This window comes from Flavobacterium sp. NKUCC04_CG, from assembly GCF_019345525.1.
GTDB lineage: Bacteria > Bacteroidota > Bacteroidia > Flavobacteriales > Flavobacteriaceae > Flavobacterium.
On record NZ_JAHKRA010000021.1, the window covers coordinates 24845 to 39914 of the forward strand.

The window sequence follows — 15070 nt, forward strand, 5'->3', positions numbered from 1 at the left end:
TTTATTAAATATATAGAATACCTTATATTTGTTTCACGTGAAGCCGTATGGATTATTTCCCTTGACTTTAGTATGCTCAGAGTCAAATCCAATATGCAGCTGCGTATTTTAGAACTGTTGAATAAAACAAAACCGTATGAAAACCATAAAAATAATTAATCACTCGCAACACCCTTTACCGAATTACGAAACCACTTCCTCTGCAGGTATGGATTTACGAGCGAATATCAGTACACCTATTACTTTAAAATCACTGGAACGAGCCATAGTACCAACGGGATTATTTATTGAATTACCCGATGGTTATGAAGCGCAAATTCGCCCGAGAAGTGGCTTGGCTGCTAAAAAGGGAATTACCCTACTCAATTCACCAGGAACTATAGATGCGGACTATCGCGGCGAGATTGGCATCATTTTGGTTAATCTATCTACAGAGCCCTTTGTGGTTGAAAACGGGGAGCGCATTGCTCAAATGGTGATTTCCAAATTTGAACAAATTCAATGGGAAGCCGTTAACGTGCTTTCGGAAACCGAACGCGGCACTGGAGGATTTGGCAGTACTGGAACCAAATAAAAAAATTGCAAGAAAAATGAAAATAATAGTACCTATGGCTGGACGAGGTTCTCGTCTTCGCCCGCATACACTTACGGTTCCCAAACCGTTAATTCCCATAGCGGGAAAACCTATAGTACATCGATTGGTCGAAGATATCGCCAAAGTTTTGGACGGTACCATAGAAGAAATCGCCTTTATCATACACGAGAGTTTTGGTAAAAAAGTAGAAGCCGATTTGATTGCTATCGCAAAAAAACTCGGTGCAAAAGGCACCATATACTATCAAAATGAAGCCTTGGGTACTGCTCATGCCATTTTGTGTGCTAAAGAAAGCATGGAAGGACCAGTGGTTGTGGCTTATGCCGACACCCTTTTCCGCGCCGATTTCACTTTAGACAAAACAGCCGACAGCGTGATTTGGGTAAAACAAGTTGCTGATCCAAGTGCTTTTGGAGTGGTACAACTCAATGCTCAAAATGAGATTGTTGATTTCGTTGAAAAACCAAAAGAATTTATCTCTGACTTGGCTATTATCGGAATTTATTATTTCAAAAGCGGCGAAACACTACGCAAGGAACTGGAATACCTTTTGGACAATAACGTAACCAAAGGCGGCGAATACCAATTAACGGATGCTTTAGAAAACATGAAGCAAAAGGGAATGCGTTTTGTTCCAGGTAAAGTGGACGAATGGATGGACTGCGGAAATAAAGATGTTACTGTTGATACCAACAACCGCATGCTTCGCTTTTTACATCTCGACAAGATAAATCTCGTATCCGACTCGGTACAATTGGAAAACAGTACCATTATTCCACCTTGTTATATAGGAGAAAACGTGGTTTTAAAGAACAGTACAGTAGGTCCTCACGTTTCCATAGGTTCAGGTAGCCTAATCGAAGACACCAACATCAGCAACAGTTTGGTACAAACCTTTGCACAAATTCGCCATGCGAATTTAGACAATGCCATGGTCGGTAACTATGCTGTTTACAACGGAAAACACACCCAAATTAGTATTGGAGACTATTCCGTTTTAGAATAAAAGAATCCAAAGTCCGTTTTGTATTTAACGAAACGGACTTGATATATAAAAAGGGAATGTTATTTGCTATGGCTATACCAATTCGTTTTTTTCGCTCCAACTAAACGATCGTTTAGTACAAATCGCCGAAAAAGATTTAGCAAAAGTTATAGAATCGTTTAAAACAACAACCACAGTCTTATATGAAAAAAGTCTTCGCCCTTTGCCTAATACTACTCACTTTAGGAGCTTGTAAATCAACCCAAATACCCGGAACCGATATAACGGAATCCGCGGCATCTCAATCCAAATCCGTACTAAATATTGTAAACGGACATTATAAAAACTCCCTCGATTTTAAAACAGCCTTTATTAAAGGTAGTACAAACTATCAGGGTAAAGGTCAAAACCTCAATGCAACGACCGAAATTCGCATCGAAAAAGACAAGCAGATTCTACTTAACGTAAAATTTTTGGGTTTCACTGTCGCCAAAGCACTAATTACTAAAGACAAAGTACAGTATTACGAAAAAATGAATAGCGCCTATTTTGAAGGCGACTACCGTATGTTGAGCCAATGGTTGGGTACCGACTTGGATTTTCAAAAAGTTCAAAATCTACTTTTGGGACATGCGATTAATGATTTAAATCGAGAAAAACTCATAGCGAGTTTGGAAGAAGGACTGCACAAACTTGAGTCTACCAATACCAAAGGTCTCGAATCTACCTATTACTTTGAGGACGAGGGATTGCTACTTAAAAAAGAGGCGCTGACTCAGAAAAAACAAAATCGGAGCATCACCATTTCCTATCCCAATTATCAAAAGATACAGAACATCACCCTGCCCACCGAAATAAAAATCGATGCAGAACAAGAAAAAACCATACATTTGAACATTATTTATAACCAAGTGACTTTTAATGAGGAATTAACGTTCCCCTACAGTGTTCCGAGCAATTATAAACGAATCAATATTAATTAAATTGGCTAAAAATATTCAATGCAAAGACTGATTTACATCCTATTATTCACGTTATTGTGTCAGGCCTCATGGTCACAAACCACTGATAAACAGCGCAATTTGGAACTTCGCAAAGAACAAATTTTGAAAGAAATAAAAAACGTTCAAAAAATGTTGCTTACCGAAAAATCCAAAGAGCGTAACGTACTTGCGGAAATTGCTGAGCAAAATAAGAAGATCCGACTCAGTCAAGAATTGATTCAAAATACCCAACAACAACTGCGTTTGTTAACAGATAATATCTATAAAAATCAGTTACAAATCAATAAGCTTCAAAAAGAACTCGGTATTCTCAAAGCCGATTATGCCAAAATGATTGCCAAATCGTATAAAAGTCGTTCGGAGCAAAGCCGTATGATGTTCATTTTATCATCTAAAAACTTCTTGCAGGCCTATAAACGCATTCAATACATGAAACAATACGCCAGTTTTCGAAAGAATCAAGGCGAAGAAGTAAAAGTAAAATCGACGGAAGTTCAAGCCATTGTGGCAACCTTAGAAAGTCAAAAATCCAAGCAGCGCTTGTTGTTAAACGATGCTGAAAAGGAAAAGAAAGAATTGGAGAAAGATCGTATTAAGCAAGAAGAACTCGTTGCTTTAATCAAAAAAGATCAAAAGAAATACAACGATCAAATCAAGAAAAAACAGGAGGAAACTCGAGCGATTGACCGACAAATTCAGAAATTGATTCGCGAAGCTATTGCAGAAGCTAACAGAAAAGCAAGGGAAGCCGCGGCGAAGGCAGCAGCAAAAGCGGGTAAAAAAACACCAACTGCTCCAGCCAAATCCAACACGACTACTTTCGAATTAACACCTGAAGGCAAAATTATAGCAAATAACTTTAAAGCCAATCAAGGTAGCTTGCCTTGGCCGGTGGCAAAAGGCTATATATCACTACCATACGGAGACCAACCCCATCCGGTACAAAGCCAACTAACCATTCACAATAGTGGTTTGGAAATCAGCACCGAGCCCGGCTCGTCTGCACGTGCTGTTTTTGGAGGCGAAGTACTTCAAGTACAAGTGCTTTCGGGAGGAAACAAAGCGGTTTTGATTCAACATGGAGATTATATCACCGTTTATCAAAACCTGAGTTCTGTAAGTGTTAAAAAAGGGGATAAAGTAAGCATTAAAGAAAATATAGGAACGATCAGTACCAATGCTACAGGACGTGCCGTTTTAAAATTTTTACTTTCCCACAATACCACTATTCACAATCCGCAAAGCTGGTTGAGCAGAAGTAACTAACGCAATAGAAAAACACTTTTTATGAGCAGTAGAAAACCTTTTAATCTACAACAATGGATCGAAGCGAATCGCGATCTATTAAAACCCCCAGTGGGCAATAAAAACATTTATATAGAATCTGAAGATTTTATAGTGATGGTCGTAGGAGGGCCTAACGCTCGTAAGGATTTTCACTATAATGAATCAGAGGAATTCTTTTACCAGTTGGAAGGAAGTATTCAGGTTGATATTCAAGAGGACGGCATTCGAAAATCCCTGATTTTAAATCCGGGCGACATTTACTTGTTACCGGCAAAAACACCACATAGCCCTATTCGCACAGCGGGTTCGGTGGGATTGGTTGTCGAAAAAACCAGAGAGGGCAAAGGCCAACGCGACGGTTTGTTGTGGTATTGCGAAAACTGCAACCATTTATTACACGAGGCGTATTTTGAATTGACGAATATAGAAACGGATTTTTTACCCCACTTTAAAACCTTCTACACTTCTGAAACCCTCAGAAGCTGCAGCAATTGCCAAACGGTAATGGAAGCCGATGCACGATTTATTAAGTAATCATTAGCATAGTCGAAATCGTCGGGCAGCTTCCATATATTTTTTGTAAATTCGCAGCACAATAATAGATCAATCAATTAACAATATATCATGGCAACAGTAACAGACCAATTTGGTATTCAAGAGGCATTAAAGCAATTAGGCCTAGCGGAAATAAATAATGGAACTTCTACTGGTTCTAATACTTTTTCTAACGGGGAGATTCTTGAATCTTATTCACCAGCAACTGGAGAATTAATCGGAAAGGTAAAAACATCTACAAAAGAAGATTACGCAACAGCGATGACCGCAGCCGAAGAGGCTTTTAAATCATGGAGAATGGTGCCTGCACCAAAACGTGGTGATATCGTTCGTCAAATCGGAATCGAATTGAGAAAATATAAAGAGCCTTTGGGTAAACTGGTTTCTTATGAAATGGGAAAAAGTTTACAAGAAGGTTTGGGTGAAGTACAAGAAATGATTGACATCTGTGATTTTGCAGTAGGTCTTTCGCGTCAGTTGTATGGATTAACCATGCATTCGGAACGTCCGCAACACAGAATGTACGAGCAATGGCATCCTTACGGAGTGGTGGGAATTATCTCAGCATTTAACTTTCCAGTGGCTGTATGGAGCTGGAACACCATGTTGGCTTGGGTTTGTGGAGACGTTTGTATCTGGAAACCGAGTTCAAAAACACCTTTGTGTGGTGTAGCTTGTCAAAACATCGTTTCTAAAGTGTTTAAAGCAAACGATATTCCTGAAGGAGTAAGCAACTTGGTTATCGGTAATCAATGTGGAGATTTAATCAACAACGACCCTAGAATTCCTTTGGTTTCTTTCACAGGATCTACACGTATCGGTCGTCACGTATCTAAAACAGTAGCCGAACGTTTCGGAAATACTATTTTGGAATTAGGTGGAAACAATGCTATTATCGTTTCAGAACATTCAGACATCAGTATGGTGTTGGTTGGAGCGGTATTCGGAGCAGTTGGAACTGCTGGACAACGTTGTACTTCTACAAGAAGATTAATCATACACGAAAGTGTTTACGATAAAACCGTACAAGTATTGCAAAGTGCTTATGCTCAATTAAAAATTGGAAATCCATTGGATTCCAACAATCACGTTGGGCCACTAATCGACAAAGCTGCGGTAAACGACTACCTTAATGCGATTGAAAAAGCCAAACAAGAAGGCGGAAAAATATTGGTAGAAGGCGGTGTATTAGAAGGTAATGGTTACGAAAGTGGCTGTTATGTAAAACCGTGTATCATCGAAGCTAAAAACGAATTTGAAATCGTACAGGCAGAGACTTTCGCACCGATTTTATACGTGATGAAATACAGTACTATTGAAGAAGCTATTGCAATTCAAAACGGAGTTCCTCAAGGACTTTCTTCTTCAATCTTTACCAACAACGTTAGAGAAATGGAATTATTCTTATCTCAAGCGGGTTCTGACTGTGGTATTGCCAATGTAAACATCGGTACATCTGGTGCAGAAATCGGTGGTGCTTTCGGTGGAGAAAAAGAAACTGGTGGTGGACGCGAGTCTGGATCAGATGCTTGGAAAGCCTATATGAGAAGACAAACCAACACCATTAACTACGGTACGGCTCTTCCATTAGCTCAAGGAATAAAATTTGATTTCTAAGATATTAGAATACAAGCATTTATTGATAAAATAAAGCTTTAAAACCACTCCTTTAAAAAAGAGAGACTCCAATGGAGTCTCTCTTTTTTTGTATAAATATTTTCATACAACCAATATCGTGCTGTAAATCAACATATTACAACAAGATTAAATTCCAATTGTAGAAAAACTTTAGCAGCAATACCGCATTTATAAATGACGGTATTTCATATCCCTTTAATTTTTTACATTTGATTTTACTGCAAAGCCATCCCCCCCCATTTGCTCTAACCATTTATTAATTGCAAAAACGCCGTAAAATGAAAAAAAAATTAATAGCAACCCTAGTTTTTTTTGCATTATGCTGTTCGCCTACAAATGCAAGTAGCTTAATTGTTGAAACCCATTTAGTCTATACCGCCTTAGCCACACCTTGTACCGATCAATGGATTCATGATATAGAGGTGATGCAAGAAGTAAATGGATTGGATTTCGAAGTGGCATCCAGAATAGCGGATGCTTTCTTTTTTGAATGTTTAGAACTTTACTACCGCTAGTTAAATTAATATCCTTCACTAAAACAATCATTGTGAAAACACATATTATCAAACTATTCTGTATACTCTCCCTCAGTGGTCTAGCACAGACTCACCATATTGCCTATTATAACATCCAATACCACTTCGAGCATACAGACAACAAGGCTTCGACTCGTTTCAAATCGGTTTTTGAAGACGCCAAAAGACATGAAGATGAGGTAAAATTGCGATTGATTTTCAACAAAGAAACCGCCGTTTTTGAAATGCTTACAGCCAATCGAAATTCGCAAAATGATTTTTCACATAGCCTGTGCAACTGTGAAAAAACAGTATTTATGTCGGTTCCAGAAAACAGTATTAGGCATCATAATTCGGCCCAGCCAGTTTTGGGAATAAAGCAAGATCACTACTTACTGACCGAGGACTTATATAGCGATTGGAAACTTCACAATGAAGTCAAAAAAATCAATGAATATACCAGCTATAAAGCCACTAAAACAGTTACAGAACCCAATGGCAGGAGTTTTTTAATCACGGCCTGGTATACTCCTGAATTTCCATTTCCCTTTGGACCCGCAAACTACGGGGGACTGCCCGGCCTTATTGTACAAATTCAAAAGGGCAGTACTATGTTTGTCTTATCCAAAATAGAATTTGACAGAACAATTTCCCTGCCTACACCAGATACTAGAGGAGAAGTCATCAGCACGGAAGCCTACTCCAAGCTGATTCATGCGTTAATAAAAAACAAATGAACAATCCTTAATGAACCTAAACCATTCTAAGATTGTCCAACTAGGAATTTATATTTAGCGACTAAAACAGTAATCTAGACAAAATATTCTTTAAAAAGACCGCAATATCGGTCCTTAGTTACACTAGAAATCCCAAATCAAATGTTTTTTGAAACCAACCTTACTATTTCTATTACTTCTCTTAGTCACTGACAGCCTTGCACAGACCTTAACTGGCAACATTAAAACAACTTCTGGTGAGATATTACAAAACACCAATATTATTGCCCGAGAAAAAAAAGGGAAAAAGGAGATTAAATATGCCACAGCAGATAATCTGGGACGCTATAAACTAAATCTAGAAAAAGAAAGTAACTATACTATTACCGTAAACCATATCGGGTTTGAAGGACAGTCGCTCGACTACAGCTATAAAAATCCCATTACTACTCATGATTTCATACTTTCTCAAAAAAGCGACACCATAAAGGAAATTATTATCGCTTATAAATACCAACCGCTGGCAGTTAAAAAAGACACGCTAATTTACGATATAGCTGCTTTTATGAACGGTAGCGAACGCAAGTTAAAAGATCAATTATCAAAATTACCCGGTATGGAAGTTACCGACGATGGGCACGTTATCGTAAATGGTAAAAAGGTTACCCATTTTTTAGTCGAAGGCAATCGTTTTTTTGGAGGAGGGACCAAGTTAGGCGTCGAAAACATCCCTGCTGATGCCGTTAGTCAAGTAGAAGTTATCGATCATTTTACAGAGGCAGCCCACATGAAGGAAGTAGCCGGATCTGATGAACTAGCTATGAATATCAAATTAAAAGAAGGCAAGAAAAATTTGGGTTTTGGCGATTTACGGATGGGTTTGGGTAATCCGCACTTTTTCGAAACTCATAGCTCGGTATTCTATTTCACCCCAAAACTCAACTGGAGTACCATAGCAAACGCAAACAACTCAGGCTTAGAAGTACTTAAACACGAGGATATACTGCGTTTTAATGCCGACCATAGCCTTTATCTTAGAAATGATAAACAGCATCAACGGATTAATTTCAATACTGTGAATGTACAGCGTCACGACGCCTTGAAAAATAAAAATCAATTTATCTCTACAGATTTTCGTTATTCCTTTCATGATAAATGGGAGATACAAGCCTTATTCTTTTTCAACAAAAACTGGTTGACTACAAAATCCGACTATGCCATACAATATCTTAAATCCGACAACAGTACTTTTGAAAATCGCACAACTGATTCCAACAATAAGCATCATCTTACCTCTGGTAAACTCACTACATCTTATCAACAAAATCAGCAGACCACTTTTAAATATAACTTTCACTTTGCCGTAAATTCTAATTTTAAAGAAGATTACTTATTCACCTTAACGAATTCATCAGAAAAAAGTCTAAACTCATCCATGGAAGCTGATCAGTTTACCCTATCACAATTGTTCGAATTTCATAAAACCATAGGTAAAAAGAACAAAACAAGCCTCGCTATCTCACAGACGTATAACAGCGAAGTACCGAATCAAAACTGGCTTTCAAATCAATCCTTTTTAAACTCTCATATCCCATGGACTACCGCCCAATCCTATGGCTTAAGCGAACTTAAAAAAGTCAATCAAAACAACATTCATCTAAACGCCAAACACTATTGGATAATAGGCATAAAACACCATGTTTATACCACCTTGGGTTATCTTTCAAACAATACCCTACTCGATATTACTACTGCATATCTTGACAAGGAATCCTGGATCGATCTAGAGGATTTTGGTTTTGGAGATCGCATTAATTATTCGCTCAACAATCCCTATCTTGGACTGGAATACAAGTTTTTATATAAAAAATTCACCACAACTTTAGGGCTGTTTATTCATCACTATCAATTGAAAAACCAATACCCAGCAGCTCAAATTGTTTCTTCCCAAAACACCCTTGAGCCGGAATTAAAATTCGAATATGAATTGACCAAATCCGAAGGAATCACTTTAAATTATCGTTTGAAAAACAATTATCTAAATGCCGAAAATTATACCACTTCCTGGCGTATTAATTCTTTTAACTCTCTTTTTAAAGGGCATACAGAACTTCAACAATTACAGTACCAGCAAATGAATCTACGTTACAGAAAACTCAATACCTATTCCGGATTGAACATGTATTTACTTGCGAGTTTAAACCGGAAAAATAAAAACATACGCAATCAGTTAACGCTAATTGGAGTTGATCAATTTTATGAAGCCTCTACTAGCGATCGACCCGACACCAATTGGTCTTTGTCCACATTCGGAAGTATGCCTTTTAATAAAATTGAAATTCGATTAAACGGCTCGCTAAATTTTAGTAGGTATACCCAGGTAACCAATACTGTAGAAATTGCCTCAAAAAGAAATACTCAGCAAATTGGTGTAGGTCTCAAAACCTTGGCAAAAGAGATTCCCACGATAGAACTTCACTATAACAAATCTTTCCAACAACTGATTAGTAATTTTGACAACAGCGCAAACATGGATTACTTCCTGATAAGAATAAAAACCAAAATCCTCAAAAACGGCATATTTACAACCGATTACAATTGGCAAAAAAACGCCATTGGTTCAGATAAAACCCACTCAAATACCGTTAATACCTATTTAGAGTTTCAAAAGAAAAACAGCCCTTGGACTTTTATGATTAAAGGCAGTAATCTTCTGAACGTTGGAACTATAACCAAAATTCGTTTTAGCGATTTTATGGTTGAGAATCAAAATACTTATGTGCTCCCTAGAATCGTTCTGTTTTCCGTTCAATATAACTTATAGCAACGTTCCTTAATACTTAGATAATTAAACCAATCTGATCGAGATGCATCTATTTGCACCAATCTTATTGTTACTCAAAATACGGGAGCCCCACCAAGGACGAGTTTTTACAAAACGGGAAAACCTCCCATATCTGCGCGCGCGCCTAAAGGAAGGAAATGCTATAAAACAAAAAGAGGCCGCCCCAAGGCCGCCTCTTTGTTTTGTCTAAAACTATTAGTTACTAAAAACGGTAACCAATAGTAACTCCAGCATTCATCTCTATCGCCATAAAGCGGTCGTTAACATCCTCACTAAAATTTCTTCCGATGTTTGCAAAAGGTTGAATGGTAAACGAATCGTTCTTCACCCATTTATAACCAATTCCAATTCCTACAATAACGCTGTTCATATCTGTAGTTTCAGTAACTAATACGTCTTCTCTCCATTTGTCCTCTTCAAAATCGCCAAAACGGTATTTTAAAAACGGCGATACCGAATAACCCGAACCATTTTCTCCGTTTTTTCCTCCAAAATAGAAGTTATACGATGCCGCTACACTAGTAGTACTAAATTTTTTCCCCTTGCTCTTGCTTTCTGGATAATAGGAGAAACGATCGTTTAAATAAAGATCCACCCCAACAGACTGGTCTCTATCGATAAAATGCTCGTAACCCAATTCCACCGATTTCATGATGATCGTATTCAAAATGTTGTATTTTACTTCATTAACAGCCTGTGCTTGAGCCGTTATGCTTCCACCAATTAGAAGCAAGACAAGTATTAATCTTTTCATAGTAGTTTGTTTTTATGCAAATATAGAGAAACCTTCTATTAAATCCCTCGAATCGCCCTTGGCAATTTTAGCGATTAAACCCTTAAACTGGCTAATAGCAACGAAATACAGTGACTTTTCTAAAGTTAGAAGTACATGAATTTAAGAAGAAATGGGTGTTAAAATCGCATTTCTCCCAATTTCATCGGGATAAAGATCGGGTAAGAAATCGCTCTGCCAAAATTCTTTGGACTCGATATCCATCGCACTTATACAACCCTTAAATGCAGCTCCGGTATCTACATTCCATACCCCTGCACTATACATGGGCACCGTGGACCCAAAATGAGTTACGGGTGTATGTCCGATAAAAATTTCCGAGTAAATTTTCAAACGCTTAGGATAAGTCAAATGTTCTCGATCCAATTCGGGATTAATACTCAAAGCGGTTTCCCACAAGGTACGATCCCAACGGAAATATTCTTTAAAAAATTCGTAATCCACTCCCTTTTGATTGGTAAAACCCGCATGTATAAACAAACGCTGTTGTTCGTCAATATAATAATCGCGCAATTGTTCAAAAAACGCGGTGTGTTCTTGTCTTTTTGCCTCAGACACTGCCGTATAAGCCTCAACGGAGGCTTTTCCGCCATTATTCAACCAAGGACCACGTACTTCGCCTGTCTTTAACCAATGCAGCAACAGGGACTCGTGATTGCCCCCTATAAAAATACACGTTTGGCGTTTGGCTAAGTCCATTAGATAATCGACCACTTTGGGTGATTCGCTCCAACCGTCCACATAATCCCCTAAAAAAATAAGCCGATCACTAGCCGTGAGTTGAGCCCTTTCTAAAACTTGAATCAACGCACGAAAACCACCGTGAATATCTCCTATAACCAAAATTCTATTCTTCATTAACTTCGTATTTCACTTTACGCAAGATACGCATTACTTCTTTAAAGGAATTGTAAACCACTTCGTTTTTATACTCTTTCAGTAGGTTTTTTGCCTGAATCAACTCGTCCTTAGCCGACTCAAAATTGTTTAAATAACAAATCATCATCGTTTGGGGCAGCTGTAGCAAGTCGCGCTCTTCCGAACGGTTCAATATGGTTTTCTGACGCAGCTTTTCAATCAATTGTAAATTGGCCTGATAAATGTGTCGCAACAATCTCGGATTGTATTTAGGCGGTATAAACAACAGCTTGTTTTTCATGGTATAGGAGCCGTTTTCGTAAAAATGCAACACCAGTCGTTCGAATGGGTAATACGTTGTAGCATCCTTAAGTCCCAAACGCAAATATTCGGTAATGATAAATTCATCTTTCGTATATTCTATGGTTACCGCATCAAAGGCGGAATAAAACAGTTTAATCTGCTCGTTGATCAATTCGATATCGACTCGCGAATAAAATATCAACTCGCGAATTTTAAACGGTTTTCCAGCCCAGCACACCACAAAAAACTCTTTAAACACATGATAATCGGATTTCATATCTTTATGCGTAAGTGTCACAAAGCTCACTACACTATCCAGAATGTGATTGAGGTTGTTACGAGAAATCTTCTCTATACTTTCGACTATATCTTGATTATTGTTTATTTTCGGCAGTACATCGGGAACAGAATTACTGCCCATTCGACTAAAAAAAGTAGCCGGAGAAATGGTGTAAATCGCTTTTTTAAAATGTGAAATCCCCTTTTTAGGCCGTATGGTGACCAAACCCACGACGCGGTCTTGGGGTAAATCGGGAAAGGGAACATTTTCGTATTGGATGCTAGGAGGATTATCTAGAAAAGCATTGACTAGGTTTTGAATTTTACTGTCGTCATAAAACTCAGTTCCAACAATTAAATTGTCTTCATCCTCGATTCCCACCACTAAAAAGGAGTTGTTTTTGGGATTGGAATTCGACAGAGCACATACGTGTTTAAGAAACTTTGCTTTGCCTTCTTTGGTGTGTAAATTGAGCTGTCTCTTTTTGTCGTAAAAGCTATTCTCATCGTGATGAGACAATAAATTTCTAATAAGCAATCTCTTGTTAATCACAACATTTATTTTTTAAACCTTAAAAATATAAAAAGAATTTCATAAATGAGACCTAATGATCTGCTATAGGCGAAATATTTAACCTATTATTAACAAGGAAAAAGTAAATATTTTTTGAATTTGCGGCAACTAAAACAACTAAGCATTTATTGTACAAAGATAATAGATATGGAAGCTACTGAAAACACGCACGATATTCGCGCATTAAATGAGAAAATCGAAAGAGAAAGCGCTTTTATAGATTTGCTATCCCTCGAGATGAACAAGGCTATTGTGGGTCAAAAACACATGATAGACCGATTGCTAATCGGCTTATTGGGTCAAGGACATATTTTACTGGAAGGTGTACCTGGACTAGCCAAGACGCTTGCCATCAATACACTGGCTAAAGCGGTTCACGGTTCTTTTAGCAGAATTCAGTTTACACCGGATTTACTTCCTGCCGATGTGGTGGGAACCATGATTTACAACATTAAAGAAAATGACTTCTCGATTCGTAAAGGTCCTATTTTCGCCAATTTCATCTTAGCCGATGAGATTAACCGTGCTCCAGCCAAGGTACAATCGGCACTTTTGGAAGCGATGCAAGAGAAACAAGTGACCATTAGCGACGAAACTTTTCCGCTCGATCGACCTTTTTTAGTTATGGCTACGCAAAATCCAGTTGAACAAGAGGGAACTTATCCGTTACCAGAAGCTCAAATGGACCGTTTTATGCTGAAAACAGTAATCGATTATCCTAAATTGGAAGAAGAACGTCAAATTATCAGACAGAATCTTTCCGGTGCCAAGATTACGATTAACCCGGTAGTATCCTTAGATCAAATTGCTCGTGCTCAAGCAGCGGTTCGCGAAGTATATATGGATGAGAAAATTGAAAAATATATTTTGGACATCGTTTTTGCTACGCGTTATCCAGAACAATTTAGATTGGAAAAATTAAAACCATTGATCAGTTTTGGAGCTTCGCCTAGGGGAAGTATTAACCTGTCAATGGCTGCCAAATGTTATGCTTTTATTAGAAAAAGGGGGTATGTGATTCCAGAAGATGTTCGAGCTGTAGTTATTGATGTACTTCGCCATAGAGTAGGTGTTACTTACGAAGCAGAAGCAGAAAACATTACTTCAGTCGATATTATCAATCAAATTGTCAACGAGGTAGAAGTGCCTTAGTCAATGGCTTTGCCCAACACTTAATCTTTCCCTATTTGCCTTCTAATATTAATACGGGAGTTAGATAGGGTTATTGAGGTTTGAATAATTTTCATCAGATTCGCAAATGGAGACAAAAGATATACTGAAAAAGGTCAAAAAAATAGAAATCAAAACCCGTCGTTTAAGCGATCATATTTTCTCTGGAGAATACCACACTTCGTTTAAAGGGCGCGGAATGACTTTTGCCGAGGTACGCCAATATCAATTTGGAGACGATATTCGTTCGATTGACTGGAATGTTACCGCACGGTACAACGAACCTTATATCAAAGTTTTTGAAGAAGAACGAGAACTCACCATGATGTTATTGGTTGATGTAAGCGGTTCTCAACAATTCGGGTCTACCGATCAGTTTAAAAATGAAATCGTTACAGAAATCGCTGCAACACTTGCTTTTTCGGCTACCCAAAACAACGATAAAATTGGTTTGCTCTTGTTTTCCGACCAAATAGAACTTTATATTCCCCCTAAAAAAGGAAAGAGTCATGTATTGAGAATCATCAGGGAATTGGTGGATTTTAAACCGAAAAGCAAAAAAACCAACCTATCGCAAGCCTTGGAATACCTTTCTAAAGTATTAAAGAAAAAAGCGATTGTTTTTGTGCTTTCCGATTTTATCACTGCAGATTATGAACAAACCTTGAAAATATCCGCAAAAAAGCATGATATTACAGGAGTTCGAGTTTATGATCAACGTGAAAAATCTATACCAAAACTGGGTTTAGTTGCCTTTATTGATGCTGAAACTGACGAAAAAACCTGGGTCAATACCAACGATGATCGTATTCGCCTAGAATTTGAAAAAAGCTATTTAGACAACGAAACCTATTTTCAAAAAACCTTTTATAAATGCGGAGCTGGAGTTATACAGCTGCATGTAGAAGAAAGTTATGTCAAAAAATTACTGGGTTATTTTAAATCGAGATAAT

14 protein-coding genes are annotated in these 15070 nt (G+C 37.9%); 11 read left to right on the forward strand and 3 right to left on the reverse strand.

From position 1 onward, the window contains the following. Positions 1-136 precede the first annotated feature (136 nt). The 9 genes from dut to KO524_RS13540 all read left to right on the forward strand — a co-directional run bounded on the left by dut (position 137) and on the right by KO524_RS13540 (position 10119). Positions 137-574 (forward strand): dUTP diphosphatase, encoded by a 438-nt coding sequence (gene dut / locus KO524_RS13500; protein ID WP_219294760.1) that lies wholly within the window; start codon positions 137-139, stop codon positions 572-574. Between the two features lie 16 nt (positions 575-590). After that, complete coding sequence (locus KO524_RS13505; RefSeq protein WP_219294761.1) at positions 591-1601, forward strand: sugar phosphate nucleotidyltransferase; 1011 nt, start codon at positions 591-593, stop codon at positions 1599-1601. A gap of 182 nt (positions 1602-1783) precedes the next feature. Continuing rightward, positions 1784-2563, forward strand: coding sequence for a DUF4292 domain-containing protein (locus KO524_RS13510; RefSeq protein ID WP_219294762.1), 780 nt, complete (start codon positions 1784-1786; stop codon positions 2561-2563). Positions 2564-2581: 18 nt separating this feature from the next. Next, positions 2582-3850: a murein hydrolase activator EnvC gene (locus tag KO524_RS13515; RefSeq protein WP_219294763.1), complete on the forward strand. Its 1269-nt coding sequence runs from the start codon at positions 2582-2584 to the stop codon at positions 3848-3850. A gap of 21 nt (positions 3851-3871) precedes the next feature. Then, the gene (locus KO524_RS13520; protein ID WP_219294764.1) at positions 3872-4405 is read left to right on the forward strand and encodes a 3-hydroxyanthranilate 3,4-dioxygenase; all 534 of its coding nucleotides are present in this window, start codon (positions 3872-3874) and stop codon (positions 4403-4405) included. A 90-nt stretch (positions 4406-4495) separates the two neighbouring features. Continuing rightward, the gene (locus KO524_RS13525) at positions 4496-6043 is read left to right on the forward strand and encodes an aldehyde dehydrogenase family protein (protein WP_219294765.1); all 1548 of its coding nucleotides are present in this window, start codon (positions 4496-4498) and stop codon (positions 6041-6043) included. Positions 6044-6342: 299 nt separating this feature from the next. Beyond that, a complete protein-coding gene (locus tag KO524_RS13530; protein ID WP_219294766.1) occupies positions 6343-6579 on the forward strand; it encodes a hypothetical protein in 237 nt (78 codons plus the stop codon). 32 nt (positions 6580-6611) lie between these two features. Then, entirely contained in the window at positions 6612-7316 is a 705-nt protein-coding gene (locus tag KO524_RS13535; RefSeq protein ID WP_219294767.1) for a GLPGLI family protein, read from the forward strand. A 148-nt stretch (positions 7317-7464) separates the two neighbouring features. Beyond that, positions 7465-10119, forward strand: coding sequence for a hypothetical protein (locus KO524_RS13540; protein ID WP_219294768.1), 2655 nt, complete (start codon positions 7465-7467; stop codon positions 10117-10119). 223 nt (positions 10120-10342) lie between these two features. On the opposite strand, the gene KO524_RS13545 is transcribed toward KO524_RS13540, so the two are convergent. The 3 genes from KO524_RS13545 to KO524_RS13555 all read right to left on the reverse strand — a co-directional run bounded on the left by KO524_RS13545 (position 10343) and on the right by KO524_RS13555 (position 12926). Next, positions 10343-10894, reverse strand: a complete 552-nt coding sequence (locus KO524_RS13545) for a DUF3575 domain-containing protein (RefSeq protein WP_219294769.1) — start codon at positions 10892-10894, stop codon at positions 10343-10345. A gap of 141 nt (positions 10895-11035) precedes the next feature. Continuing rightward, on the reverse strand, positions 11036-11791 hold the full coding sequence (locus tag KO524_RS13550) for a metallophosphoesterase (protein WP_219294770.1): 756 nt from the start codon (positions 11789-11791) through the stop codon (positions 11036-11038). Beyond that, positions 11781-12926: an ATP-binding protein gene (locus KO524_RS13555; RefSeq protein WP_219294771.1), complete on the reverse strand. Its 1146-nt coding sequence runs from the start codon at positions 12924-12926 to the stop codon at positions 11781-11783. The genes KO524_RS13550 and KO524_RS13555 overlap by 11 nt, the downstream gene beginning before the upstream one ends. Before the next feature lie 168 nt (positions 12927-13094). Between KO524_RS13555 and KO524_RS13560 the strand changes: the two genes are divergently transcribed. Further along, positions 13095-14099, forward strand: coding sequence for a MoxR family ATPase (locus KO524_RS13560; RefSeq protein ID WP_219294772.1), 1005 nt, complete (start codon positions 13095-13097; stop codon positions 14097-14099). A 106-nt stretch (positions 14100-14205) separates the two neighbouring features. After that, positions 14206-15069 carry a DUF58 domain-containing protein gene (locus KO524_RS13565; RefSeq protein WP_219294773.1) on the forward strand — a complete coding sequence of 288 codons (864 nt, stop codon included), beginning with the start codon at positions 14206-14208 and terminating at the stop codon, positions 15067-15069. The last annotated feature ends 1 nt before the right edge of the window (position 15070 follow it).

What these genes read in the sequence shown, in the direction of transcription:
- KO524_RS13545 (WP_219294769.1), bottom strand. Translation starts at nt 10,894, where the DNA reads ATGAAAAGATTAATACTTGTCTTGCTTCTAATTGGTGGAAGCATAACG.
- KO524_RS13565 (WP_219294773.1), top strand. Translation starts at nt 14,206, where the DNA reads ATGGAGACAAAAGATATACTGAAAAAGGTCAAAAAAATAGAAATCAAA.
- KO524_RS13525 (WP_219294765.1), top strand. Translation starts at nt 4,496, where the DNA reads ATGGCAACAGTAACAGACCAATTTGGTATTCAAGAGGCATTAAAGCAA.
- KO524_RS13520 (WP_219294764.1), top strand. Translation starts at nt 3,872, where the DNA reads ATGAGCAGTAGAAAACCTTTTAATCTACAACAATGGATCGAAGCGAAT.
- KO524_RS13550 (WP_219294770.1), bottom strand. Translation starts at nt 11,791, where the DNA reads ATGAAGAATAGAATTTTGGTTATAGGAGATATTCACGGTGGTTTTCGT.
- dut (WP_219294760.1), top strand. Translation starts at nt 137, where the DNA reads ATGAAAACCATAAAAATAATTAATCACTCGCAACACCCTTTACCGAAT.
- KO524_RS13510 (WP_219294762.1), top strand. Translation starts at nt 1,784, where the DNA reads ATGAAAAAAGTCTTCGCCCTTTGCCTAATACTACTCACTTTAGGAGCT.
- KO524_RS13530 (WP_219294766.1), top strand. Translation starts at nt 6,343, where the DNA reads ATGAAAAAAAAATTAATAGCAACCCTAGTTTTTTTTGCATTATGCTGT.
- KO524_RS13515 (WP_219294763.1), top strand. Translation starts at nt 2,582, where the DNA reads ATGCAAAGACTGATTTACATCCTATTATTCACGTTATTGTGTCAGGCC.
- KO524_RS13505 (WP_219294761.1), top strand. Translation starts at nt 591, where the DNA reads ATGAAAATAATAGTACCTATGGCTGGACGAGGTTCTCGTCTTCGCCCG.
- KO524_RS13560 (WP_219294772.1), top strand. Translation starts at nt 13,095, where the DNA reads ATGGAAGCTACTGAAAACACGCACGATATTCGCGCATTAAATGAGAAA.